Raw genomic sequence first — 23,907 nt, 5'->3', positions numbered from 1 at the left:
TGTTGGATATTTTTTCCTCATCTCTTACCTCAATATTCTTTCTTTATATACTACGTATTCCTTGGTTTGTGGACAACCTCTAAACCTAATATGGGTTTAACAAATTGGCGTAAAGCACCTAAGGGAAAAATCTTTTTTTCTGACACGCAAGTAGCAAAAAATGAAATTGCTCAGCTAAACAGGATAGTAAATATGTATATAGATTATGCAGAGTTTCAAGCTGCTAGAGGTAAAGTAATGTATATGAAGGATTGGAAAGAGAAACTTGATGCATTTCTAAAATTTAATGAGCAAGATATATTGCAGAGTTATGGCAAAGTTTCTCATGAAGTGGCAATTACCTTAGCTACAAAAGAATATGAGATATTTAGAAAAACACAGGATAAGTCGTACAAATCAGACTTTGATAAATTGATAGAAGAAAAGAAAAGTCTTGATCAAAAAAGTGTAAAAGCTCAGGGCTAAATCTCATAAAAATAAAGAAATCAAGAAGAGGTAAAAATTGCTTTATATTGTTTCTTCTAAGCATTTATCTTTCATTTCTTTTGCCAGATAGCTTGAAAGAGGTGCATATGAGCTGAAAAATATCAAGTTAGTTTCCTAAATAAAACCTTCATACAAATTTTTTCTTTACAATGAATAAAAATGACGTTAAACTTACGCGTAAGTTTATTTGCACCAATGAAATCATTAAGAGTACCTTTCATTTGCCTTTTAAAGGGTGTTACAAGCGTTAGTTAGGTCAGGGTATTTCTATCCTCAGATCATAGAATCGTCTTAAAACGCAATTACGGGCCATTTGTTTTTATTTGTCTTTCATTTCTTTTATCAGATAACTTTGAAAGAGAGCTTTAGCCACACACACATATCCATAGCTTATTATTATTGTAAGTAAAAGGGAAACGAACAGAGTAGTATGTTTTAAAGTCATACTACTTATTATTATTATATAATAATAGGGGTTATTTTGAAAACTGAAAATCGAACAAAGTCCTCTATATTCCTACCATCTTGCCTTCTTGTTCAGACTGCAGTCTCAAAATCTAAAGATGCTCTTAAACTATTGAAAATCTGGTATTTTTTTAATTATTAACAAATTCTGACTTCGTAGACTGAGCAGAATCTGAACAAAATTGGCCAAGACTGAAAACTGAAATATTTAAGCAGTAAAGGATTTTGGTAAAAAAGTTTAGATATCTAAAATTTGATCATTATAAACCCAAACATTTGGATTTTCTTCTAGAACAATATCCCCATACTCCGGTGATTTATAATCAGTAGGTAAAATTTTCTCATAAACTGTAACATTCTTGTTTAGTTGACTGTCAAATCAAGCAGAGAGTGTTACTGTTAACTCTACAAATGGGGAATTTTATCCAATTTATAACATTGAAAATGGGATGCTGATAGAACATTCACCACCTCCACAAGCAAATATAGTAACCACAGCTCTTGCCCGTTATGACAAAGAGGCAAATGGTTCCTACGTTGTAAATGGCCTTGAAGTAATGTTTTTGCAAAAGGAAGAAGAGGGCAAAAAGCAAGTATTCGTGATTAATGAGGGTAAAGCTCATGTTGATGGTTATGAGATTGAGTTACCTCACAGTATTCGTGTTTCTTTTGATGAAGATCCGAATATAAAATCAGTTGAATCAGAACCACACACTTTTCAGCCAAATAGCCAAAGAGTAATGGAACTTAAAGTTAATGATTTTCCAATCAGTGAAATTAAAAAAGTAGATATCACTGTTCAAAAAACCATTACCATTACTCATGGTTCATATTCTGGAGCTATTGATCCGATACCTGACTCTGCAGTACTTGAGATTATTCAAATTAAACAAGGCAATGTTATTTATGAAAACAGTATAGATTACAAACTAAACGCAGGAAATGTTGATTGGTCACTACCAGGAAAAGAACCAGCACCTGGAAGTAGTTACCTGATAACCTATCGCTGTCGCACTCATGTAAGCCCTGAAGATATAAGTGAAGAAGGGTGTAAAGTAAAAGGAGCAGTTGATAATAGTCTGGTTTTGATTGATTATACCTGGAAAATGCCACGCTATGATTTAATTACTATCGATAGCAAAGGAGTGGTAAGGAGAATAAAAGGAATTTCCCACTCTTGGAAACCATCGATGCCTCAAGCACCTTCTGGACAACTTTTGCTCTGCTACATTCATCAGACATGGAAAAACGGAGAAAAAGAAGGGGTAAAAATAGTGAATAATGCTATTCATGCTGTACCGATGAATGAGCTTGAAGCAATGAAAAAAGGAATAAATGATCTTTATGCGCTGGTTGCACAGGAACGTCTACGCAGTGATGCAAATTCAAGAGAACCTACTACCAAAAAAGGAGTATTTGTAGATCCGTTCTTTGATGATGATATGCGTGATCAAGGAATTTCACAATCTGCAGCAATAGTAAATAGGGAGCTGATATTGCCGATAAACGTAGAAATCATTGATATTGAAAGAGGTAGAGAACCTTATCTTTTACCTTATAAACTTGAACCGGTACTGGAGCAGCTTTTACAGACTAAAGGAGAAAAGATTAATCCATATCAAGCTTTTGATCCAGTTCCGGCACAAATTACTCTAAATAAAAACATTGACCACTGGACAGAGGTTACCACTAATTGGAAAAGTCCAGTAACCAGAGTATTTAATGTTAAAGAAACAACAGAATTGCTGTCAAGTACTTCATACGAAGCTGAATTTATGAGAGAAGCAGTACAAGATTTTGAAATTGAAGGTTTTGAGCTAGGTGAAAGGCTTAAAGAAGTAAAATTTGACGGCATCATTATCCAACCTATGTAAAAATAAAAAGAAAAAAAGTGGAAAATCAAGGACAAATAAGTGGAAAAATAAAAATCCCAGCAAATATTCCAGCAGGTACTAAATTAGTACAGTTTTGTGGTGATAAAGGAAGCTATGGAGAAGCAACGTACACTGGTAAAAAACTATTACCATAGAAGAGAGAAGAAGAGTTATCGCAGCAAGAAGAGTTGATCCTTTAGCACAAACATTTACTTTAAATGAGAGCAGACACATAGGGGGTCTAGATTTATGGTTCACAAACAGCGGCAAAAAACGTGTTGTTGTGCAGATTAGAGAAACAGCAGTGGGAATGCCCTCGCAGACTGTTATTGCTGAAAGCTATATTGAGCCGAAAGATATAAAAGTAGATGGCACAGCAACACGTATAGAATGGTCGCCAGTGTTTTGCCATGCAGGAGAGGAGTATGCAATAGTGCTACTCACTGATGATGCAGATACTGCAGTAAAAATAGCAGAACTTGGCAAATATGATGCAGTAAATAGCCGTTGGGTAACAAGCCAGCCATATCAAGTAGGAGTATTACTGTCGTCTAGCAATGCAAGTACGTGGACTCCACATCAAAATTTAGATTTAACGTTTCGATTACTAGCTGCAAAATTTAGCGAAAGTTCTCACGTTATTGATCTGGGCAAAGTTACTGCAAATAACGTATCAGATTTAATTGTTTTGACGAACGTCGAAAAAGTAGCATTTGATACCAATGTAGAATTTATCTTAACAGATGAAGAGGGAAAAGAGAACTTTTTGTCTGATAATTTGCCATTTGCACTGCGTGAAAGATTATCTGGAGAGCTAACGGTAAAAGCAAGCCTAAAAGGAGGGCGAGAAAAAAGTCCAGTGCTATATCCTGGGTTACAGCTAGTTATGGGCAATCTTTCAGAGTCTGGGGATTATGTTACAAGAAGCATTACAGCAGGAGCTAACACCAAGATCACCATAACATATGATGCGCTAATACCTGGCACTGCAGATGTAAAAGCATATGTGCAAAAAAATGTGGATTGGCAATTAGTAAATTTAACATCAGGAAAACCAATTGGAGAAAATTGGGTAGAGAGAGTCCACATACTGACAAACTTTAATGGCAATGAGACAAGGATAAAATTGGTTTTAAGTGGAACAGTTGTCTATCGTCCTAAAGTCAAAAATTTGCGAGTGATTATTACTTGAATCAATGCCAAATGACCAAAGCAAACGAGGATATACACTACCACATCCAGAAAATATTGCTGTGCAGGATGTTGTTCGTATCCGTACCACAATTGAGAAAATAGATGAAGATATTACCGAAAGAGAAGATGAGCATAATCAACTAAAAAATAATTTTAAACGATTTAGATTTGAAACTTTTTTGAATTTTTGGGAATGAAAGAAGCAATAGAAGCGTTACATCAAAGGATAAAGGATTTAGCAGCAAACAGCACACCTGATCAACTGGCATATCTTGCAAAATCGCTGGAATTAATAATAGATAAAAAAACTATTTCCAACGTTGTGCAAATGACCACAATAAAAGAAATAATTGATGTACTACAAGGAAGGCTTAAGGATTTAGCAGCAAATAGTACACCAGATCAATTAGCATATCTTGCTAAAGCATTGGAATTGATAGTCGACAAAAGTTCGGTTTCTGAAATTGTACAGATGACAGATGGTAAGCTAAAAGAACTTCTTGATAGTGCAAAAAAACACTTAAGTGACATAAACAGCAACAAAACAAACTCAATATCGTCAATAACTGCAGCAAAAACAAATTCTGTCAATGAAATTAACAAGCTTAGAGATAATGCCTTAAACACTTTAAAAGCATCATCAGATTCACACATATCGCTACTTGATACGAGAAAAGATGCGAATATTGCAGCAATAAACAGTATTAGCAACAGTCATAAAGATGGTCTTAAAGGTTTAGTAGAAGATTTTCGTGCTGTTAATAATGTACCATCTGGCTCATCAATTATAGGAGAAATAGAAACTCGAACTAAAAACATTCATAATGAGATAAAAACTAGAGATGATCAACTAAGAGCGTTGCTTACAAACGAAATAAGAAAGCGCAATATGGTTGAACCAGGGTCATTACCTTTCTTATTTGGTGTACTTGGTAGAAAAAATAATTACTTTGGCCACGGAACTTTTACGACAGAGCTTGGAAAGTGGAGTAGTGATATAACAAAAACCGACTGTATGTTGCAACTACTAGCAGGTAGCCATACATACGATACAGATTACGTTAGTTTTTATCGGCCAAGACAACTCTATTTTATAGAGGGAAATAAAGGAACATTTATTTACGGAGAGTTATGCACAAACAGTTTTTCGGGTAGTTACGATGAGATATACTATTACCCATATGCTGCACTTGGAGTAGTGTTTGTAAAAAATACAACAAATGTGAACATAAATAAAACAATGGAATTTGTTGGATCATCGTACTCTAGTACGGAGTATGGGGGTGCAGGATTATTTGTGGGAACACCAGATAATACCAATGCTAGTAAATCAATAATTTCGAAAATAATATGGAAAAATGTTTACCAATACACGAGTTCTAATAGCAAATTGGCCGGATCTGGCAATGTAGAAATTCCAGCAGGAAAAACAGTTGCAATGTTACTTTACACATCATCTTATCTATATTCTAGAACACAAGTTAGTCAAGGTATGCTTGCATCAAATTATGTACACAACTATGGTCAATTTATCCAGTGGGGAATATATAACTTACGTAGCAATTTTCTGACCACAGGGCTTGAGGTAGATGTAGAGAGAACACTAAAGGCTTGGCAATGTCCAGGATTATCTGAAACCTATGAGCTCTGGAGGTAGCAAATAATGCCAATTTATATTAGATTTGAAAATAACAAACAGATAGAAGTAACAGTACTTGAAAATAAGCCAACTGGGAATGATTGGTATGAAGCACCAAAGAATTTCGACTGGCAAAAGAGTTATCGATTAATTGAAAGAGGAGAAATTGTTGAGCGTACTAAAGAAGATATACAAAAGGAGTTGCTGGATAATGCGAAGCTTTGTGCATTTGATAGTATGCGTTTTTATTATGATAGCTATATTAACCAATATGCAGGGAATTCTCACCAAAAAGCTAAATCTTATGAGATTCAAGCAGAAGCCGCAAAAAACATTCTAGCAGCACCAGAATCTATAAATAAAAAAGATGCAGCAATTATAGAGCCTTTAGCAAGAGTGAGAGGAATTTCAGTAGTAGAGATGGCAAAAATAATTCAAGAGAAGGCAAAAAAAGCAGTAAAAGAAATAATGAAATGTGAAGAATTGGAAGACATCGCCAAGAAGAAAATTAAAGAAGTCAAAAGTGAAGAAGAGCTACAGACTTTGCTCGATGATTTCAGGAAAACAATGCAAGAAAGTTAAAAAGGGAAGAAATGCCAGAAGAATTTTTACACGGAGTAAAGGTTATTGAGGTAACCTCAGGAGCAAGATCAGTACGTACAGCTAAATTATCAGTGATAGGTGTAATTGGTACTGCCCCTGAAGCTGATGAGCAAAAATTTCCACTGAATAAACCAGTACTGATAGCAGGAAGCTTAAAGGAAGCAGCAAAGCTTGGGAAAAGTGGAACACTACCTTCTGCAATAAACGGAATATTTTCCCAAATTGGTGCAACAGTAGTAGTTATTCGAGTTGAAGAAAGTGAAAACAGTGATACAAAGCTCAAAGAAAGTGAAGCTATTCAAAATATAATTGGTGGAGTTGATGAAGAGACTGGAAAATATCAGGGAATTCAAGCATTCCTCAGCAGTGAAAGCATAATACATGTTGCCCCAAGAATAATAATTGCACCTCAGTTTACTCATCAATTGCCTGAATCTGAAAATCCTAAAAACCCAGTAGTAGCAGCTTTGATAGGAGTAGCAGAAAAGCTAAGGGCAATAATAGTTGCAGATGGACCAAATACCAATGATGAAGAAGCCATAAAATGGAGAAAAAGTGTAGGTAGCTCAAGAGTTTACGTTGTTGACCCATGGGTTAAGGTGTTTATTGAAGGAAAAGAAGAAATTTTGCCGTCTAGCCCATTTGTAGCTGGTTTAATAATGAAGTAACAACGATAATTCATCAAAATGGCTATAGGCTTTGGGGAAATAGAACATGTTCAAATGACTCAAAATGGGCTTTTCTGTCAGTGAGAAGGACTGCAGATTTAATCAACGATAGTCTACTTCGAGCTCATTTATGGGCAGTTGATCGCAATATTACCAAAACTTATATAGATGATGTGATTGAGGGGGTAAATTCTTATCTTGCAAATTTAAAAGCGCAAGGGGCGATTATTAGCGGAAAATGTTATGCAACTCCAGAGCTCAATACACCAACAAATATTGCAAGCGGAAAAGTGTCTTTTGATTTTGAGTTCACGCCACCATATCCAGCTGAACAGATTACTTTCAGGTCACACCTTGTGAGTGGCGCAATATTGTAAAAGGAGAAAGAGAGATGTTACCAAAGATCCTAAAGAATTTTAACGTATTTGTTGATGGTCGTGGTTATGCAGGAAAAATAGATGAAGTAACCTTGCCAAAACTTACCATAAAAACAGAAGAATACAGAGCTGGTGGTATGGATATTCCAATAAATATTGATATGGGCATGGAAAAGCTTGAAGCAGATTTCACTTTTTCTGAATATGACTCTGAGCTCTTTAGACTTTTCGGATTGATAAACAATAATGCTGTTTCTCTTACTTTAAGAGGAGGTTTGCAGGGAAGTAGTGATGCCGAATCAGTAGTAATTAACTTAAGAGGGCTCTTTAAGGAACTTGATTTTGGTAACTGGAAGGCTGCTGAAAAAGCAACACTAAAATGTATAATTGCTGCCAACTATTATAAGCTTACCATTGATGGCAGAGAATTGATTGAAATTGATGCAGAAAACATGATTCGCAAGATCGATGGTGTTGATCAAATGACTTCTATGCGCACAGCTTTAGGGATTTAAATAAAAGGGTAAAATTAATGCAAAAAATTAAATTAACTGAACCAATAAAAATCGATGGAATTTTAGTTTCAGAGCTAACTCTACGTCGTCCAAAAGTTCGAGACCGTTTAGCTATTGAACGTATGGGTAATAGTGATGCAGAGAAAGAAGTAGCACTGATTGGAAATCTTGCAAGTATTTCAAGAGAAGCAGTAGAAGAACTTGATCTTGCAGACTACAATAAGATTCAGGGAGCGTTACAAGGTTTTTTGTCTCAGCAGAAGATTTAAGGCTGAGCATATTATCACTTAGCTCAATGGTTGGTGGTGGAATCAATCAGTGGCTTGATATGGATATTGAAGAATTTATTACTTGGTTTGAAAGTAGCGGAAAATTATACAAATGAAGGCAATTTCTATAGTAATTGGAGCAACACTGCAAAGCAGTTTTAATAGTACGATAGCAGGTAGCACGAAGCAACTTTCTCGTATTGGTAGTACGATAAAACAACTTGAATCATCAAGTAAATCAGTATCCAAGTTTAAACAATTAAGCCACGATGCTCTGCTTGCTAGGCGTTCTTGGAATGAACTAGAAATAAAGACAAAATCTCTTGCTCAGCAGATAAAAAACGCAGAAGAACCAAGTAAGAGTCTGCAAAATGAGTTTACAAGGTCTAAAACTGCAGCACTGAAAGCTAAAACAGCTTATTTACAAAAAAGAAGTGCTCTCCACCATTTACGCACGGAGTTCAGTAAAAGTGGTAGAGATATAAAATCTCTTATTGGAGATCAAGCTAAACTTGGCTCTTCTATTGAAAAGCTTAAAAATAACTATACAGCTTTAAATTCCGTAATGCAAAAACGTAAGGGAGTTTTAGCGCAAAGAGCAAATTTTAGAGCTCAAATCATGGATACCGTGGCACTTGGCCTCACCCTTGCAGCACCACTTAAGGCTGCAATTAGTTTTGAGAGTGCCATGGCTGATGTAAAGAAAGTTGTAAAGTTTGAAGATACAGATGTAAATGGCTTAACAAAGCTTGGGGAAACATTAAAGGAAATGTCACGAACAATTCCGCTATCTGCAGCAGAACTTGCGCAAATTACTGCAAGTGGTGGTCAGCTTGGTATTGCAGCTAAAGATCTTACAATCTTTACAGACACTGTGGCCAAAATGGCAACTGCATTTGATATGTCAGCAGAAGAAGCAGGCGACGCTATTGCTAAACTTTCTAATATTTATCAAATTAAAATTGGTGAAATGAAAAGCGTTGGCGATGCGATAAACCATATCTCTGATAACACTGCGGCAAAGGCTCAGGACATTGTTCCAACGCTAAACAGGATTGGTGGTACAGCAAGGCAATTTGGTTTAACTGCAGTGGAAGCAGGAGCTTTAGCAAGTAGCTTCATTAGTCTTGGCAAAACTCCTGAAAAAGCAGGTACGGCGATTAATGCAATGCTCAGCAAGTTGCAAACAGCGAGTAAACAAGGTGGCAATTTTCAAAAAGCGTTTCAAGTGCTAAAAATAAATGCTCAGGAGTTTGAGAAAGCAATCGGTAAGAATGCACAAGGTACATTACTTAAGTTTTTAGAAACAGTTGCAAAATTAGATAAGCAAGAACGTTCTAGCGTTCTCTTTGACCTCTTTGGTCTTGAATATCAGGATGATATAGCGCTACTTACTGGTAGTCTAGATGAATATAGAAAATCTTTGCGATTAATAAACGAAGAATATCATGGCTCAATGCAAAGAGAGTTTGAAAATAGAGCAAATACTACAGCAAATAATCTTCAGTTACTTAAGAACTCAATAGCAGAATTGGGTATGAATCTTGGTGCGGTATTATTACCACCTTTAAATTTTACTGTTAATCTTCTCAAGTCAGCAACTACACAAGTAGCGCTGTATGCAAAAGAATATCCAATACTGACTACAGTAATCACGAGTACTGCTACAGCGTTGATTAGCATTAAAATAGCAGCTATATCTCTTGGATATGCTTGGACTTTTATAAAAGGTTCTTTATTCGCTCTTTTATCTACTTGGAGAATGTTTGGATCTGTTATTACTTTGGTAAAAATAGGTCTTTATTCTACTTCTGCAGTTTTTCCAGCAATTATTGCTGGATTTAAAGCATTAACAATTGCCGTGATGAGCAACCCTATGGGGCTGATTATTGGTGGTATTGCTGTTGCTGCAACTTTGATAATTACCAAATGGCAAGCAGTAAAGAACTTTTTTGTTACTATCTGGGAATCAGTGAAAATTGTATGGAAGTCTTTTTCTGATTGGGTAGGAAAATTTTGGAATAATATTACTCAGCCTTTTAAAACAATCAATAATCTATGGAGTAAAAAAAATGAGGCTAGACTAGAAGTTAGATCTGTAAATAACGTTATCAGTGATTCTCTTAAGTACCCCGTTACAGCACAAAGTAAGACTGTAGAAAACAAAATGCAATTTAGTATCAATATTCATTCAAGCCCTGAGCAGAATGCACGCAGCATTGCTGATGAAGTAATGGAACGAATTAGAGAACAATTTAGTGGCGCACTTTACGATATAAATTAAATTATGTTATCTCTTGGTCCATATAGATTTTCATTAATTGAGCAAGGCTTTACACGCAGAAGTGAATATCGCTGGCCTGCACTTGAGCGTATTGGGGAAAAGCCATTGCTCCAAAGTATTGGTCCTGGAGAGGACATTGTTGAGCTTGCAGGAGTAATCTATTCAGGAGGGCTGAAGCAAATAAATAATATGCGAAATTCATCGAAACCTCTTTTACTTATTGATGGCCAAGGTAACATTTTAGGCCATTTTGTTATCGTAAAAATAGAAGAAACACAGAAATATTTTTTTCCGAATGGTGAACCAAGGAAAACTGAGTTTCATTTAAGTTTAAAACATTATAGCAATTTATCATCACAAAATAACACTACTGACTTTACTGCAGCTGACAATGATGTACTACAAAACTAAAGAAAATGACATGTTAGATTTTATTTGCTGGAGACACTATGGATTCAGCTCTGGCACAGTTGAGGTTGTATTAAAAGCTAATCCTGGTCTTGCAGAGTATGAGCTTCTTCCTGCAGGGTTAACCATTAAACTGCCTGTAATTCAAAAAGCAATACAAAAGCAAGTAGTAAAACTATGGAATTAAAGTGACACCAGACTTTAGTATTTCAGTAGAGGGAGTTTTAATCACTGAGCTGATAAAGAGTCGATTGGTATCAATGCATATTACTGATGAAGCTGGAGTAATAAGTGATACTGCTATAATTCACCTTGATGACCGTGATTCGTTATTTGAGATTCCTAGAACTGGAGCAAAGCTGAATATTTTACTTGGATATAAAGAAACTGGCATTGTGCCAATGGGAGATTACATAGTAAATGAAATTGTGTTACAAGGCCCGCCACAGGCGTTAAAAATTAAGAGTCATGCAGCAGATTTAAAACAGTCTTTAAAGGAACAAGTGTTTAATGAGTGGCATCAAACTACTTTAAGTGATTTAGTGGAAAAAATCGCAAACAAACATGGCTATCAAGCTAAAGTTGCTGAAGAGTTTGCAAGTATCATGATATCACATATTGATCAGACCGCAGAGAGCGATATGCATTTTTTAACCAGGCTTGCTCAAATTTATGGAGCAATAGCAAAACCTGCAGGAGGGTATTTACTGTTTGTTTCAAAAGGAAAAGCAAAATCAGTTACCGGAAAAACTTTAAGCACTATTACTTTCACACCTGGAGATATTACAAATTGGAAAGTAAGATTTAATGAGCGTAATCAATATGGCTCGGTTATTGCCTACTGGTATGATTATGAAAAAGCAGAGACTATAACAGAAAAAGTAGGTGATCAGGAACCAAGCTATATTCTGCGAGATGTTTATGCAAGCAGTGATTTGGCGCAAAGTGCAGCATCTGCAAAATTAAATCAGCTGATGAGCAGTACAGTAACACTTAATATCACAATGCCAGGAAGTCCTGAATTATTTGCCGAAGCAAAGATCAACCTTTTGGGGTTTCGCAAAGGAGTTTATGGTGATTGGATAATAAATAAGGCTGGGCATGTAATTGATAATTTGGGCTATCGTACTATATTAACAGCAGTTATGGGAAAGTAAATTGATAATTTCCTCATAAATATCTTTTTTTTCTTTATTATTGTTTAATTCCTCTACAGCAAGATCTAAAGGAGTTTTTTTATCTTTATTTTTAGCAAGAGAATGTGCTCCATTTTCCAGTAGAAATTTAGTAATTTCCAAACGTCCTTCCTGTGCAGCATAGTGCAAAGCTGTCCAGCCAAAAGCATCAGTAATATTTATATCAATGCCCTCTTTAATTAGAAATTTTACAACTTCTAAACAGCCTCCGCTTGTAGCATAGTGTAATGATGTTGCGCCAAAATGATGAGTAGCATTGATATCTACCACATTTTTTATTAAGGACTTTACAGTATCTAAGTTACATTTTTTAGCTGCAGTAGACAATCTTTCCAGATTATTGCCATTTGCATTACTTTTTATTGGTATGTTTTTTGAAGGTCTAAAATGTTGAAACAAAAAGATAGTACATATTATTGGTATTATCGAATTTACTAATAATTTTCGAAAAAGGCTAGATTTCATGTCTCTTATATTATTTGCATCGCTTGTTCAGTGCAACCAATTAACTTTATTTTAGAAAAGATTTTTTGGACGTAATTTTGATGAATCTTGTATATATCAATACGCAGCTATTTGTGCAAGAGAACTTTAAGATGAAAAACCAAAGTACAGGAAAGATCCCTGTAGCAGTAATTGCTACTATGGTAATACAAACAATAGCATTTATCTGGTGGCTGGCCAAACTCGACTTAAGAGTACACATGCATGATAAATTTATAGAACAAAACCAAAGGACTACAGAAATCATCTATCGTCTTGAAGAAAGGGTCAAAAACCTTGCTGAAGAAGTTAACGAGCTTGAGCAGAGACAAAAATAACTATAACAAATGACAAAGTACATTTTATCTGTAGATGGAGGAGGAATTAGAGGAATAATTCCTGCCATTATTCTAGCAGAAATTGAATCTAGGACAAAAAAGCCAATTTCCCAGATCTTTGACTTAATGGCAGGAACCTCAACCGGTGGAATTGTTGTTGCTGGACTTTGTAAAAGCAATAAACTTCAATACTCTGCCAATGATTTGGTTGAACTTTACCAAGAGTATGGACCATATATCTTTCAAGCATCACTTTGGAGAAAATCAATCGCTTCTTGGCTGAGTGGTTCTCAGTACTCATATAAAAATATGGAATTTATTCTCAACAAATACTTCGGCGAAAGCACTATGGCCGATGTTGCTAGTAATCTACTGCTCACCAGTTATGACATTCACAATAGTTGTGAATTTTTCTTCAAAAGTTGGAAAGAAGAAAACATTAAGTTAAAAGATGCACTCAGAGCTACAACAGCTGCTCCAACGTACTTCACACCAAAACGTCTAAAAATTAGCCAAAGAGAGAGAGTGTTGATAGATGGCGGAGTGTTTGCCAATAATCCAGCGGCTTGTGCATATGCAAGTGGTAAAAGGTTATTTCCAAATGATGAGATTATACTGCTATCAATAGGCACTGGTGGAACAAATAGAAGTATAAAGTATGCTAACTCAAGGAGATTTGGCAAAATAGGGTGGATCAAGCCACTACTGAATGTGATGTTTGCTTCTGGATTGGATTGCGTTGATTATCAACTAGAACAAGTAATAGATGATAAATACATAAGAATACAATCGCAATTGAAAGTAGCATCGACTGAGATGGACAATATTACACTCAAAAATATCAAATTTCTTCAGCAAGAGGCAAGTAAAATGATAGAGGATAACCAGAAAGTGATAGACAAATTCTGCAAGCAAAATCCAAAACTATAACTGAGCTAGAAAAACGAAATAAGCGAGTTTCTAGTATCTACTTTAATAAATTTACTAAAATATTTTTTTAATATTATATATTGAATACAGAAGCACAAGAATTTCATTCAGCAATGCAGATAATTAATTATGTAATCACCTTCATTGATATTTTAATATATTGTGTAGAAATCAGTAAACTAATGTTGCTTTTAATTCAGGTTAAGTTTTGGAAGCGTGATTTTCAAGTTCCTCAATAGATAAATCTGTTATTTTAGAAATAGCATCAACAGAAACGTCCAACATACGTAGATTATTTGCAACCTTTATTGCCTCTGCTTTGTAAATCGGGAATGTTGCTACCAAATGTTGACATTAAACTTTATGATATGAGGTATCTTTGATGTTTTTACGCTACTAAATTCATGATATCCATCTCTTGGCGATTTAAGCCTATTTTTAGAGTATTTATAAAAAGACGATAAGACCCCTTCTACATCTAAAGCCTAAAATGCAATTCTCAGATGATCTCTGACAGACGTTTTTTTCATCAACACATTCAAAACAATAAAAAGATTGAATATTTCTTCAGAATTGTGTATAATTATTAATGCTTTTTAAGTGGATTTCCTATTGTTCTTTCCAAGTTTCTTGGTGCACGTAACGATTATACTCTAAAAGGAATGTTGGTTACTGAGAAGAATGAAGACATCATCATCAGCGAAAAAAAAGAGAAAATTGACGTAGCTACTTAAGGCAGGTGTCTCTATTGCAGCTGAGACAGCTGATCACTCATGATCAAATAAAAAAGTTATAAGCACACAGATTGGATTACAGTATCTTTTTTAAGAAGAAGATTTATCTTGCTTAAAAACTTGTAGATGCTATATTTTACATAAATTCTTCAATGCGAGGCTTTTATGTTTACTAATAGAATATCTAATAATCTGGATCAGCTGCAATTTTTTGTAGAGTTTTTAAATGAAAATTATGAAACTCAGAAACATCTTGGTCTTACACCGCTACATTTAGCAGCAGGAAATGGTCAGTTGGATTTAGTCAACACTTTATTAGGAGAAGGTTTAGATATTAATTCAGAGATTAAGTACGATGGCTTTACGCCACTGTATTTTGCAATTGCAAAAAATCGCTTAGAGATGGTTAACTTTCTTATTGCTCATGGAGCAGATGTAAACCATAAGGCCATTCTAGGCTTTACACCTTTAAGTTTTGCATCCCAGCAAGGCTATTTAGATATAGTCAACACCTTGATTGCAAATGGAGCAGATCTTAGTACTAAAACAGATAAACTTAATACACCTTTACACCTAGCAGCAGAGAATGGTCATCTAGATATAGTAAATGTTTTTATTGAAAAGGGATTAGATGTTAATGCTGTAAATAATGATCGAGCAAGACCTTTGCATTCTGCAGTACAAAATGGTAATCTCGAGGTAGTTAAAGCTCTTGTTTCACATGGGTCTGATATTAATGCTGGATCTTTAGGAGTAGGTAATCATAAAGTTGATGCGAACATTACAGCCTTACATCTGGGAACACAAACTGGTAGATTAGATATAGTTAAGGCTCTGCTTGAAGCGGGAGCAAACGTTAATACAAAAACAGGTGATAAGATTACACCTCTACATTTAGCGTCTCAAAATGGCTTTTTAGAGTTAGTAGACATTTTAATAAAAGCAAAATCTAATGTTAATGCTAAGGATTATGAGAATCTTACACCTCTGCATTTAGCAGCAGAACGTAATCACTTTGGAGTAGTTAAGTCTCTTCTTCTAGTAAGGGGAATTGATGTTAATGCTAAAGGCCACGATAATTCCACAGCTTTACATATAGGATCTCAGAATGGTCACTTAGAAGTAGTGAAGCTACTAATAGAGAAAAAAGCCAATGTTAATGCTAAAAAAAACGAAGGTTTTACACCTTTGCATCTAGCAATTCAGCAAAGTCATTTCGAGGTGAGTGATTTTTTAATTAAAAATGGAGCAAACATTAACAACGTGGATGATCAGAATTGGACTCCTTTACATAATGCAGCATATAATGGTTTTTCTTTAAAAATAGTAGAGAGCTTAATTGCAAAAGGAGCAAATATAAATGCAAAGATGGATGATGGTAGAAGAGCTCTACATTTGGCCGCAGAGCATAATCACTTGGAAATAATGAATTTCTTGGTTGAAAATGGAGTAGATGTTAATGCTCTAGATAACAGAAGTTGGACTCCTCTACATTGTGCAACATATGATGGTAATTTAGAAGTTGCTAAATCTTTGCTTAATAAAGGAGCAGACATTAATGCTAAAACAGTTAAAAGTACTACACCTCTACACTTTGCAGTAGACCATGATCATTTAGAGGTGGTTGAATTGCTCTTAAAAAAAGGGGCAGAAGTTAATGCTCTAGATCACATAAATTGGACTCCTTTACATTTTGCAGCAGAAAAAGGTTATGATCAGATAGCAACCGTTCTATTGAAACATGGTGCTGATGTAAATGTAAAAGAAAATCAAAATAAAGGCACAGCCCTACATCTTGCAGCTCAATATGGTCATCCTAAGGTAGTTAAAACTCTTATTATAAATGGAGCGGATGTTAATGCAAAAATGGATAAAAATGCTACGCCTTTACACTTAGGGGCACAAATTGGTAATTTAGATATAGTTAGGTCTCTACTTATGAGCGGAGCATACTTTAATGCTGGAGCTGAAGGAGATAGATATGTTTTACCATTACACTTTGCAGAAAGAAGAGGAAACCCAGAAGTTATAAAATTACTAAAATTGACTGAGAAGTTATTTAAGGCTATAGAAGATAATAATTATTTAGGAATTGAGAGTTCAATTAGAGATGGAGCAATCATTAATTCGAAAAACGTGGATGGAAGAACGCCATTACATTATGCTGTTAATAATGGGCATATAAAAGTTGTAAATATCTTGCTAGCAAATGGAGCTGATGCTACTAAAGTTACTAACAAAGGTAATACACCATTACACACTGCTGCTTCCAAAGGTCATAAAGAAATTATTGAAGCTTTGTTACAACGTGTAAGCCACAATAAATTGAGTGATTTTATTAATGCTAAAACAATAGTTAAAGGCACTACATCGTTGCATGTTGATACTGAAAATAGCTTTTTTGAAGCTGTAAAGTCTTTGTTGAAACATGGTGCAATTTATAACATCAAGAATAAAGAAGGTAAAACACCACTTGATCTTTCTCGAGACCAGAATATTACTAACCTATTGAAATTAGTAGAAGAGCTGTTTGAGAATGCAAAAAATGGTAATGTTGAAATTATCAGTAAGCTGAAAGCAATAAAACCTGATGAGCGCGTAGCTGTAACAAATGCTCGTGATGATCAAGGCAAGTCATTAGTCCAGGTTGCAGTAATTAATAAACACTCAAACCTTGCAAGTAGATTATTAGAAATATTAAAAAGTCCAGATCAGAGTTTACAAGATGTCAGCGTAGAAAATCGAGTAAAGAGTTTGAAGTTATAGCTCTCTTAAATGAAACTCTAATGAGGGTGCCAAGATCTAGATCATTTAGAAAATTATAGTGGGCTTTACATCTTATTAATTATAAATTAACTTACTATCTAATCAATCCCTAAGTCATGTATGAGTAACATTTTGATAATATTAGCAGCAGGAAAGAGCAGTAGAATGAATTCTGAATATTCAAAAGCGTTGCACCAAGTGGGAAATCTTACTCTTTTAGAGCATATAATTTCTAATGCAAAATCGCTGAGTCTAAAAAGCTTATCAATTGTTGTTAACAACTCCCTTCTAAAAGATTTAGAAAAGTTTGATACCCTAAAAAGTATAATCGATCAATACAATATAAAACTAATAATTCAAGAAGATATTACAGGTACTGGCACTGCAGTTAAAATTGCTCTAGAAAATCTGGAGGAGTTATCTGATCAAGACATAGTTTTAATACAGTATGGAGACACTCCCTTTATATCTAGTGATACAGTTATGAAAATGACTGATTGTTTAAAGTATAATAATTTAGTTCTTCTTGGATTCAATAGTCAAGATGAACAATATGGAAGATTAGTAATTGATAATTACGGAAATGTTCAAAAAATCCTAAAAAATGGCGATAAAATGCTTCTTGCAAACTCTGGAATAATAGTTTCATATGCTAAAGATCTTTTTACCTTAGTAAAAGAAATAAAATTTAATAATTCGACCAATGAATATTGTCTTAATGATATAGTACCCATTGCAGCAAACAATAACTTGAGTGTAGGTTATGTAGTTTCTGATGAAAGAGAAGCAATGGGAGTAAATAATAAAGAGGATTTGATTAAAGCCGAACACTATTTTCAAAAAAAAAGGCGGCCAACTTTTCTTTCATAACTACATTTTTTTATTCATTAATTTAAGTTGACATTTGTTTTATACTGGTTTTATAATATCTTTTGATTCTTACTTGTAAGATAATTGGTACGACAAATTTTCCTAGTTGTAGTGAGAGGGTATACATGGGGATATTAATAACAGGTGCTGCAGGTTTGATAGGGTCAACCTTGGTGAAAAAGTTAGAAAACCAGGGCCATGAAGTAATAAGCTGTGATATTAGGTTTCACAACAATCCACTCAGTTTTTTTTCAGAAGATATAGTACCACTACTTGCTAAGTGTACAGGAATTATTCATCTGGCTGCAATTTCTCGAGTTATACATGGTGAACTTTATCCTGAACTGTGTAGAAAAATTAATGTTGATGGTACAATGCAGTTTTTAGGGTTATGTAAGTCACTTTCAAATAAACCATGGTTTATATATGCAAGTAGTAGGGAAGTCTATGGAGAGCAGAAGGAACTGCCAGTTACAGAATCTGCTAGTATCGATCCAATAAATAATTATGCAAAAGGTAAAGCATTTATTGAGGAACAAATAACAAGTTCAAAAGATTTTAATGTAGCAATATTACGCTTTTCAAATGTATACGGTGGTTTACTAGATCATAACAGTAGAGTAATTCCTGCACTCTGTATTAATGCATTAAGAGGTGATCCAATTAAAATAGAAGGTAAAGAATGTGTTTTTGATTTTACCTATTTGGATGATGTTATAGAGGGTATATGCTTAACTGTTAAATATTTACAAAGCGAAAAATCTTCTCTTCCTGCTATTCATCTTACTACTAATAGCCCATGTACTTTAGAAAACTTAGCAAAAACAATATTAAAAGTCACGAAAAGTGATTCTAGAATTGATTTTTATCCTCCAAGAAATTTTGATGTAACTAAGTTCCATGGTGATTTTACTAGAGCTAAAGAGCTACTTGGTTGGTCTCCAAAACATTCATTAGAAGTAGGATTAAGTAAATTTATAAAAAGTCTACAAAACAATACACAACAATATCCTAACAATATAGATATGGTAATATATGAAAATATTAAAAGTTATTCATGGTTACCCTCCTTATTATAGTGCTGGTTCAGAGGTTTATAGCCAAACTCTTGCTCATGAACTAGCAAATAACAATGAGGTACAAGTATTTACTAGGTATGAAAATAGCTTTTTACCTGATTTTTATTACACTACAGTCCTAGATCGTAGTGATTCCAGAATCTTACTGCATTTAATTAATATACCCATAGCTAAATATCGTTACAAATTTATCAATGAAGAAGTAGATATACAATTTAAAAGAGTAATAGATAACTTTCAGCCAGATCTTATACATTTTGGTCATCTTAATCATCTATCAATTACTTTACCAGAAATTGCTTTTAAAGAAAATATACCTACAATTTTTACGCTACATGACTTTTGGTTAATGTGTCCAAGAGGAAGGTTTATTCAACGCAATTCTGAAGATTTGTTACGGCTTTGTGATGGACAAAAGGATCAAAAATGTGCAACCCAATGTTACAAAGGATATTTTACAGGAGATAAAGAATTCCTGAATTTAGACATAAATTATTGGGAACAATGGGTTGCAACTAGAATGAAGCACACAAGGAAAATAATAGACTATATAGATTACTTTATTTCCCCATCGAAATTCTTGATGGACAAATTTACTCAGAATTTTAATGTTCCGATAAACAAAATTTCTTATCTTGATTATGGTTTTGATCTCAATCGTCTTAAGAATAGAAATAGAGCACAAGAAAAAGAGTTTATTTTCGGTTATATTGGTACTCATACTCCCGAAAAAGGTGTTGATCTATTATTGAAAGCTTTTTCTCACTTATCATCTAAAGCAAAACTTAGAATTTGGGGAGCAGCAAGAGAAGAAACTAGAGCTTTAAAAGCGATTACCGATCAATTTTTACCTATTGTTAAAGAAAGAATAGAATGGATGGGAAGTTATGATAACAAGAATATAGTTACTGACGTATTTAATAAAGTTGATGCAATAGTCGTTCCTTCAATTTGGGGTGAAAATTCACCGTTAGTAATACATGAAGCACAGCAACTTAGAATACCAGTTATAACAGCCGATTATGGTGGCATGGCAGAATATGTAAGAGATCGACTATTGTTTAAGCACAGAGATGCAAGTAGTTTATCAGAAAAAATGCAAATCCTATCTACAGATCAGGAGTTATATAGTAAACTTACCCAAAAAGGCTATCCTTATACTAAAAATGGAAATATACCTTCTATAAGTGAGCATACTGAGAAACTTAACAAGATTTACCGTAATGCTATTGAAAAGAAAGGCAAGTCAGTAGCTTTGAAACCTGGTCCTTGGAGAATTACTTTTGATACTAATCCAGATTACTGCAATTTTGCTTGTATAATGTGCGAATGTTTTTCACCATACAGCAAAGTTAAAGAAGAAAAGAAAGCTAAAGGAATAAAACCTAAGATACTGTCGATAGAAACTATCAGAAAAGTAATTAAGGAAGCAGCTGGCACACCTTTAAGGGAAATCATTCCTTCTACTATGGGTGAACCTTTAATGTACAAAAGCTTTGATGAAATAATCAATTTGTGCCATGAGTTCGGCCTGAAGCTTAACCTCACGACCAATGGTTCTTTCCCTATTAAAGGAGCTAAGAAATGGGCTGAATTATTGGTACCAATTTTATCTGATGTTAAGATTTCCTGGAATGGAGCAACTAAAGAAACTCATGAAAGAATCATGAAAGGTTCAAAATGGGAAGTAGTGACAGAAAATTTAAAAACTTTCCTTGAAGTGAGGGATAAATACTTTAGCGATACAGGTGAAAGGTGTACCGTTACTTTACAATTAACATTTTTGGAAAGTAATTTACATGAACTCTATGACATAGTTAAGATGGCCATAAAAAACGGCATAGATAGAGTTAAAGGACATCATCTTTGGGCGCATTTTAAGGAAATTAAGGATCTATCTATGAGAAGAGATGAATTAGCAATTAGTAGATGGAACACGGAGGTGAGAAGGTTATACGAACTTAGAGATAATATGCTATTGCCAAATGGTAAAAAGATAAAATTAGAAAACTTCACAATCCTTTCTCAAGAAGGTATTAGGGATTTGGCTCCAGGTGGTCAATGCCCATTTTTAGGTAAAGAAGCATGGATAAACAATGAAGGAAAGTTTAGTCCTTGCTGTGCCCCAGATGAACTCCGTAAGACATTAGGAAATTTTGGTAATGTTAATGAGGTTAAACTCGAGGAAATATGGCAGAGTAGTGAGTACCTAAGCTTACAAAAGAATTATTTAAATTATAAATTATGCAAAACATGCAACATGAGAAAACCTTTGATCAATTAATCAAAGATAATCTTAAATCTATTAAAATTTCACCGTGTGAGAGCTTTCACGAATTACTAGGAAATCCTTTGTATGAAAATAGGTTTATAAAGGTTGGTAAATTTCATGAGCCCGGTCTTGCACCGGTTTATGATCAGACAGGTGCTTATCATATCAATGTAAGAGGAGAAGCAGTTTATCATAATAGATTTCTAAAAACTTTTGGATTCTACTTTAATAGAGCGGCCGTAGAAGATGATACAGGGTGTTACCATATTGATTCATCTGGATGTAGAGTATACAAACAGTCGTATCAATGGATTGGAAATTATCAGGAAGATATTTGTGTAGTTAGAAGACATGATAAATGTTTTCATATTAATTTAAATGGCAACAGGATTTATCAGGAGGAATATGATTATGTTGGAGATTTTAAGGATGGTATCGCTGTAGTCTATGAAGATGGTAAAGCTACACATATTAATCATCATGGAAAGTTAGTACATAATAAATGGTATAAGAATCTTAATGTTTTTCATAAAGGCTATTCTGTTGCAGAAGATCAACATGGTTGGTTTCATATAGATATTAATGGTGATCCTGTTTACCAGCAGAGATTTAAAATGGTAGAAGCATTCTATAATGGCATGGCAAAAGTTGAAACTTTTGAAGGTGTGTTAGGACAAATCGATATTACCGGAAATGTAAAGTTTAGTATTTTTAATTTAGGTAAAAAATCTCAAGTGCATAGGATTTCTGCAGAACTTTCAGCCTTTTGGAAAACGTACCTAACAAGCGTTGCTATTGAACTTGATTTGTTAAATATTTTACCTGCAACTGTGACGGTTTTATCTAAAAAGTTAAACATTGTCGTACCAAATCTAGAAAGGCTGTTAAGGGCGTTGTGGGAAATAGGGTTTATTGATTACGATAAGGACGAGGACTTATGGAAACTATCATCAAAAGGTAAGTGTTTTAAGGAAATACCATTTTTGCCAAAAGCAGCAACGATGTGGGCAAGAGTTGCCGCTGAAAAGAATTGGTTAAAGATTGCCGATATACTAAAACAGAAGTCAATCTCTTCATTTGAATCTTTTAAGGAAAGAGAAGCATCAGAAGATAAGAAAATAGCGTTTTACCAAGCATTGCTAGGATATTCTAGGTTTGATACTAAAGAGTTTAATTCTAGGATCAATATAGATGGTGCTAAGAATATATTGCTATTTGGTGTACACTCTTTATTTCTTGCTTATTCTGATATACACAATAAAGGTTCTATAGGCCTATATAACGAACATAAAGTACCAAGACAGTTAGTAGAAAATTTAAAAGTCAAACTTATAACTCAGGAAGAACTATCAGCTACAAATTATGAATTAGGTGTCTTTTGCCGCTTTCTGCAGCATTATGATGATGATAAAGTATTATCTTATTTAAAATTGGTCAAAGGAATATCTCGTATTTTATTGATAGAAACTATTTTAGATTACCGCTCTCCAGCTGGAGGCTCTGTAGATATTAATGTCATGGTTGAAACAGGAGGTAAACTAAGAACATTAAGCGATTGGGAAAAAATACTCAAACAAGTAAAAGGATTCAAAATTTCTTCTGTTGTACCTTTAACAGATTACTTATCAGTCATTGATGTCAGGTGTTAATCATATGAAAATACTACAAAAAAATGGTTTTTTTATTATCAAAAATCTGGTTCCTTTAGAACTAATAACTCAGTCTTTAAGTGATATAACAAATAAAATATCAAAGCTATCCCAAGAACTAAGTGTTTCAACTTCTGACTACTTAAACTGTACTGGCAGATGGGGCATGTTATCTCAAGTAACTAGAATTATCTCTCAAGCATTAGATAAAATTATTAAAAATTACCTTGAAAAGTCACTTCAGTGTCATATACTGCAGAAAAAATCAAATGTTATATGTAAAACTGCTGATTTAATAGATGCAGTTCCCTTCCATCAAGACATCTCCTATAGTTTCAATGATCCTTACCACTTTTCTGTTTGGTTAGCTTTGAATAATGTCAGTGAAACTTCAGGTGCACTGCAAATTATAGAAAACAGTCATAAATGGGAAATACAGCCTTTAGTTGATTTTTGGTACCCATATTTCTTTGATCAGTACTCAAATAACCGAGAAAATTATAAAATTAAGTCACTACCTATTTCAGCAGGAGATGCGATAGTTTTTGATTCACGGTTATGGCATGGTAGTGATAAGAATACAGATGCTAAAGATAGATTTGCTTATGTAACAAGGTGGATTGTAAAAGATCAAGATCTTCCCTATGTGCCAAAACCTCAGCCTTCAGTTTTTGGTATACTCAATTGTGGTGAGTTAACAGAATCTATACTGAGAAAATGCTTGTCATTATTTGGCTACCAGGAAAGTATAAAAGCAAAAAACATGGAAGAACTTATCAAGAGCTGGTTAGCCTTTATTACAGACACA

General features: G+C 34.2%; 20 protein-coding genes and 3 pseudogenes. 21 read left to right on the top strand and 2 right to left on the bottom strand.

Going from position 1 to position 23,907, the window contains the following annotated elements; genetic code table 11:
* The 13 genes and pseudogenes from rhuM to BA053_RS01145 all read left to right on the top strand — a co-directional run.
* Nucleotides 1-465, top strand: a 465-nt coding sequence (rhuM, locus tag BA053_RS01205) for a RhuM family protein (RefSeq protein WP_245611540.1), incomplete at its 5' end; no start/stop codon positions are given.
* 890 nt (nt 466-1,355) lie between these two features.
* Nucleotides 1,356-2,825: pseudogene (locus BA053_RS01200) on the top strand (DUF4815 domain-containing protein); the annotation flags it as partial.
* A gap of 17 nt (nt 2,826-2,842) precedes the next feature.
* Nucleotides 2,843-4,017, top strand: a pseudogene (locus tag BA053_RS01195) (hypothetical protein).
* A 4-nt stretch (nt 4,018-4,021) separates the two neighbouring features.
* Nucleotides 4,022-4,216 carry a hypothetical protein gene (locus tag BA053_RS01190; protein WP_065106670.1) on the top strand — a complete coding sequence of 65 codons (195 nt, stop codon included), beginning with the start codon at nt 4,022-4,024 and terminating at the stop codon, nt 4,214-4,216.
* Nucleotides 4,213-5,676: a hypothetical protein gene (locus BA053_RS01185; protein WP_065106669.1), complete on the top strand. Its 1,464-nt coding sequence runs from the start codon at nt 4,213-4,215 to the stop codon at nt 5,674-5,676. The genes BA053_RS01190 and BA053_RS01185 overlap by 4 nt, the downstream gene beginning before the upstream one ends.
* 6 nt (nt 5,677-5,682) lie before the next feature.
* On the top strand, nt 5,683-6,240 hold the full coding sequence (locus BA053_RS01180; RefSeq protein ID WP_065094341.1) for a hypothetical protein: 558 nt from the start codon (nt 5,683-5,685) through the stop codon (nt 6,238-6,240).
* Between the two features lie 11 nt (nt 6,241-6,251).
* Nucleotides 6,252-7,306, top strand: a pseudogene (locus tag BA053_RS01175) (phage tail sheath C-terminal domain-containing protein).
* A gap of 14 nt (nt 7,307-7,320) precedes the next feature.
* Nucleotides 7,321-7,821, top strand: a complete 501-nt coding sequence (locus BA053_RS01170; RefSeq protein WP_065094343.1) for a phage major tail tube protein — start codon at nt 7,321-7,323, stop codon at nt 7,819-7,821.
* A 17-nt stretch (nt 7,822-7,838) separates the two neighbouring features.
* Nucleotides 7,839-8,090, top strand: coding sequence for a phage tail assembly protein (locus tag BA053_RS01165; RefSeq protein ID WP_065106668.1), 252 nt, complete (start codon nt 7,839-7,841; stop codon nt 8,088-8,090).
* A gap of 112 nt (nt 8,091-8,202) precedes the next feature.
* Nucleotides 8,203-10,374, top strand: coding sequence for a phage tail tape measure protein (locus BA053_RS01160; protein WP_065094345.1), 2,172 nt, complete (start codon nt 8,203-8,205; stop codon nt 10,372-10,374).
* A 3-nt stretch (nt 10,375-10,377) separates the two neighbouring features.
* The gene (locus BA053_RS01155; protein WP_065094346.1) at nt 10,378-10,785 is read left to right on the top strand and encodes a phage tail protein; all 408 of its coding nucleotides are present in this window, start codon (nt 10,378-10,380) and stop codon (nt 10,783-10,785) included.
* Nucleotides 10,786-10,795: 10 nt separating this feature from the next.
* Nucleotides 10,796-10,969 (top strand): tail protein X, encoded by a 174-nt coding sequence (locus BA053_RS01150; protein WP_245611407.1) that lies wholly within the window; start codon nt 10,796-10,798, stop codon nt 10,967-10,969.
* A 1-nt stretch (nt 10,970) separates the two neighbouring features.
* Nucleotides 10,971-11,939, top strand: coding sequence for a phage late control D family protein (locus BA053_RS01145; protein WP_065094348.1), 969 nt, complete (start codon nt 10,971-10,973; stop codon nt 11,937-11,939).
* Here the strand turns inward: BA053_RS01145 and BA053_RS01140 are convergent.
* Complete coding sequence (locus BA053_RS01140) at nt 11,916-12,443, bottom strand: ankyrin repeat domain-containing protein (RefSeq protein ID WP_065094349.1); 528 nt, start codon at nt 12,441-12,443, stop codon at nt 11,916-11,918. The genes BA053_RS01145 and BA053_RS01140 overlap by 24 nt on opposite strands.
* 131 nt (nt 12,444-12,574) lie before the next feature.
* On the opposite strand from BA053_RS01140, the gene BA053_RS01135 reads away from it, so the two are divergent.
* Together BA053_RS01135 and BA053_RS01130 are read left to right on the top strand one after the other, a co-directional pair.
* Nucleotides 12,575-12,799 carry a hypothetical protein gene (locus tag BA053_RS01135; RefSeq protein ID WP_065094365.1) on the top strand — a complete coding sequence of 75 codons (225 nt, stop codon included), beginning with the start codon at nt 12,575-12,577 and terminating at the stop codon, nt 12,797-12,799.
* Between the two features lie 9 nt (nt 12,800-12,808).
* On the top strand, nt 12,809-13,729 hold the full coding sequence (locus BA053_RS01130) for a patatin-like phospholipase family protein (RefSeq protein WP_065094350.1): 921 nt from the start codon (nt 12,809-12,811) through the stop codon (nt 13,727-13,729).
* Between the two features lie 201 nt (nt 13,730-13,930).
* Here BA053_RS01130 and BA053_RS07120 read toward each other — a convergent pair whose 3' ends face one another.
* A complete protein-coding gene (locus tag BA053_RS07120) occupies nt 13,931-14,074 on the bottom strand; it encodes a hypothetical protein (RefSeq protein ID WP_245610998.1) in 144 nt (47 codons plus the stop codon).
* A gap of 554 nt (nt 14,075-14,628) precedes the next feature.
* Here BA053_RS07120 and BA053_RS01125 point away from each other — a divergent pair.
* From BA053_RS01125 to BA053_RS01100, 6 genes are all read left to right on the top strand, one after another.
* The gene (locus BA053_RS01125; protein WP_065095276.1) at nt 14,629-17,229 is read left to right on the top strand and encodes an ankyrin repeat domain-containing protein; all 2,601 of its coding nucleotides are present in this window, start codon (nt 14,629-14,631) and stop codon (nt 17,227-17,229) included.
* 120 nt (nt 17,230-17,349) lie between these two features.
* Nucleotides 17,350-18,099 carry an NTP transferase domain-containing protein gene (locus BA053_RS01120; RefSeq protein ID WP_065094352.1) on the top strand — a complete coding sequence of 250 codons (750 nt, stop codon included), beginning with the start codon at nt 17,350-17,352 and terminating at the stop codon, nt 18,097-18,099.
* A 125-nt stretch (nt 18,100-18,224) separates the two neighbouring features.
* Nucleotides 18,225-19,178, top strand: a complete 954-nt coding sequence (locus BA053_RS01115) for an NAD-dependent epimerase/dehydratase family protein (protein WP_065094353.1) — start codon at nt 18,225-18,227, stop codon at nt 19,176-19,178.
* Nucleotides 19,135-21,462 (top strand): glycosyltransferase, encoded by a 2,328-nt coding sequence (locus tag BA053_RS01110; protein ID WP_065094354.1) that lies wholly within the window; start codon nt 19,135-19,137, stop codon nt 21,460-21,462. The genes BA053_RS01115 and BA053_RS01110 overlap by 44 nt, the downstream gene beginning before the upstream one ends.
* On the top strand, nt 21,423-23,099 hold the full coding sequence (locus BA053_RS01105) for a WG repeat-containing protein (protein ID WP_065094355.1): 1,677 nt from the start codon (nt 21,423-21,425) through the stop codon (nt 23,097-23,099). Before BA053_RS01110 ends, BA053_RS01105 begins: the two co-directional genes overlap by 40 nt.
* A gap of 4 nt (nt 23,100-23,103) precedes the next feature.
* Nucleotides 23,104-23,907 (top strand): phytanoyl-CoA dioxygenase family protein (locus BA053_RS01100; protein WP_065106671.1); only part of this gene is annotated, 804 nt, incomplete at its 3' end.

The organism is Wolbachia endosymbiont of Nomada ferruginata (assembly GCF_001675785.1).
In the GTDB taxonomy this organism is placed as follows: Bacteria; Pseudomonadota; Alphaproteobacteria; order Rickettsiales; family Anaplasmataceae; genus Wolbachia; species Wolbachia pipientis.
This window is presented reverse-complemented; position numbering and strand designations above follow the sequence as displayed.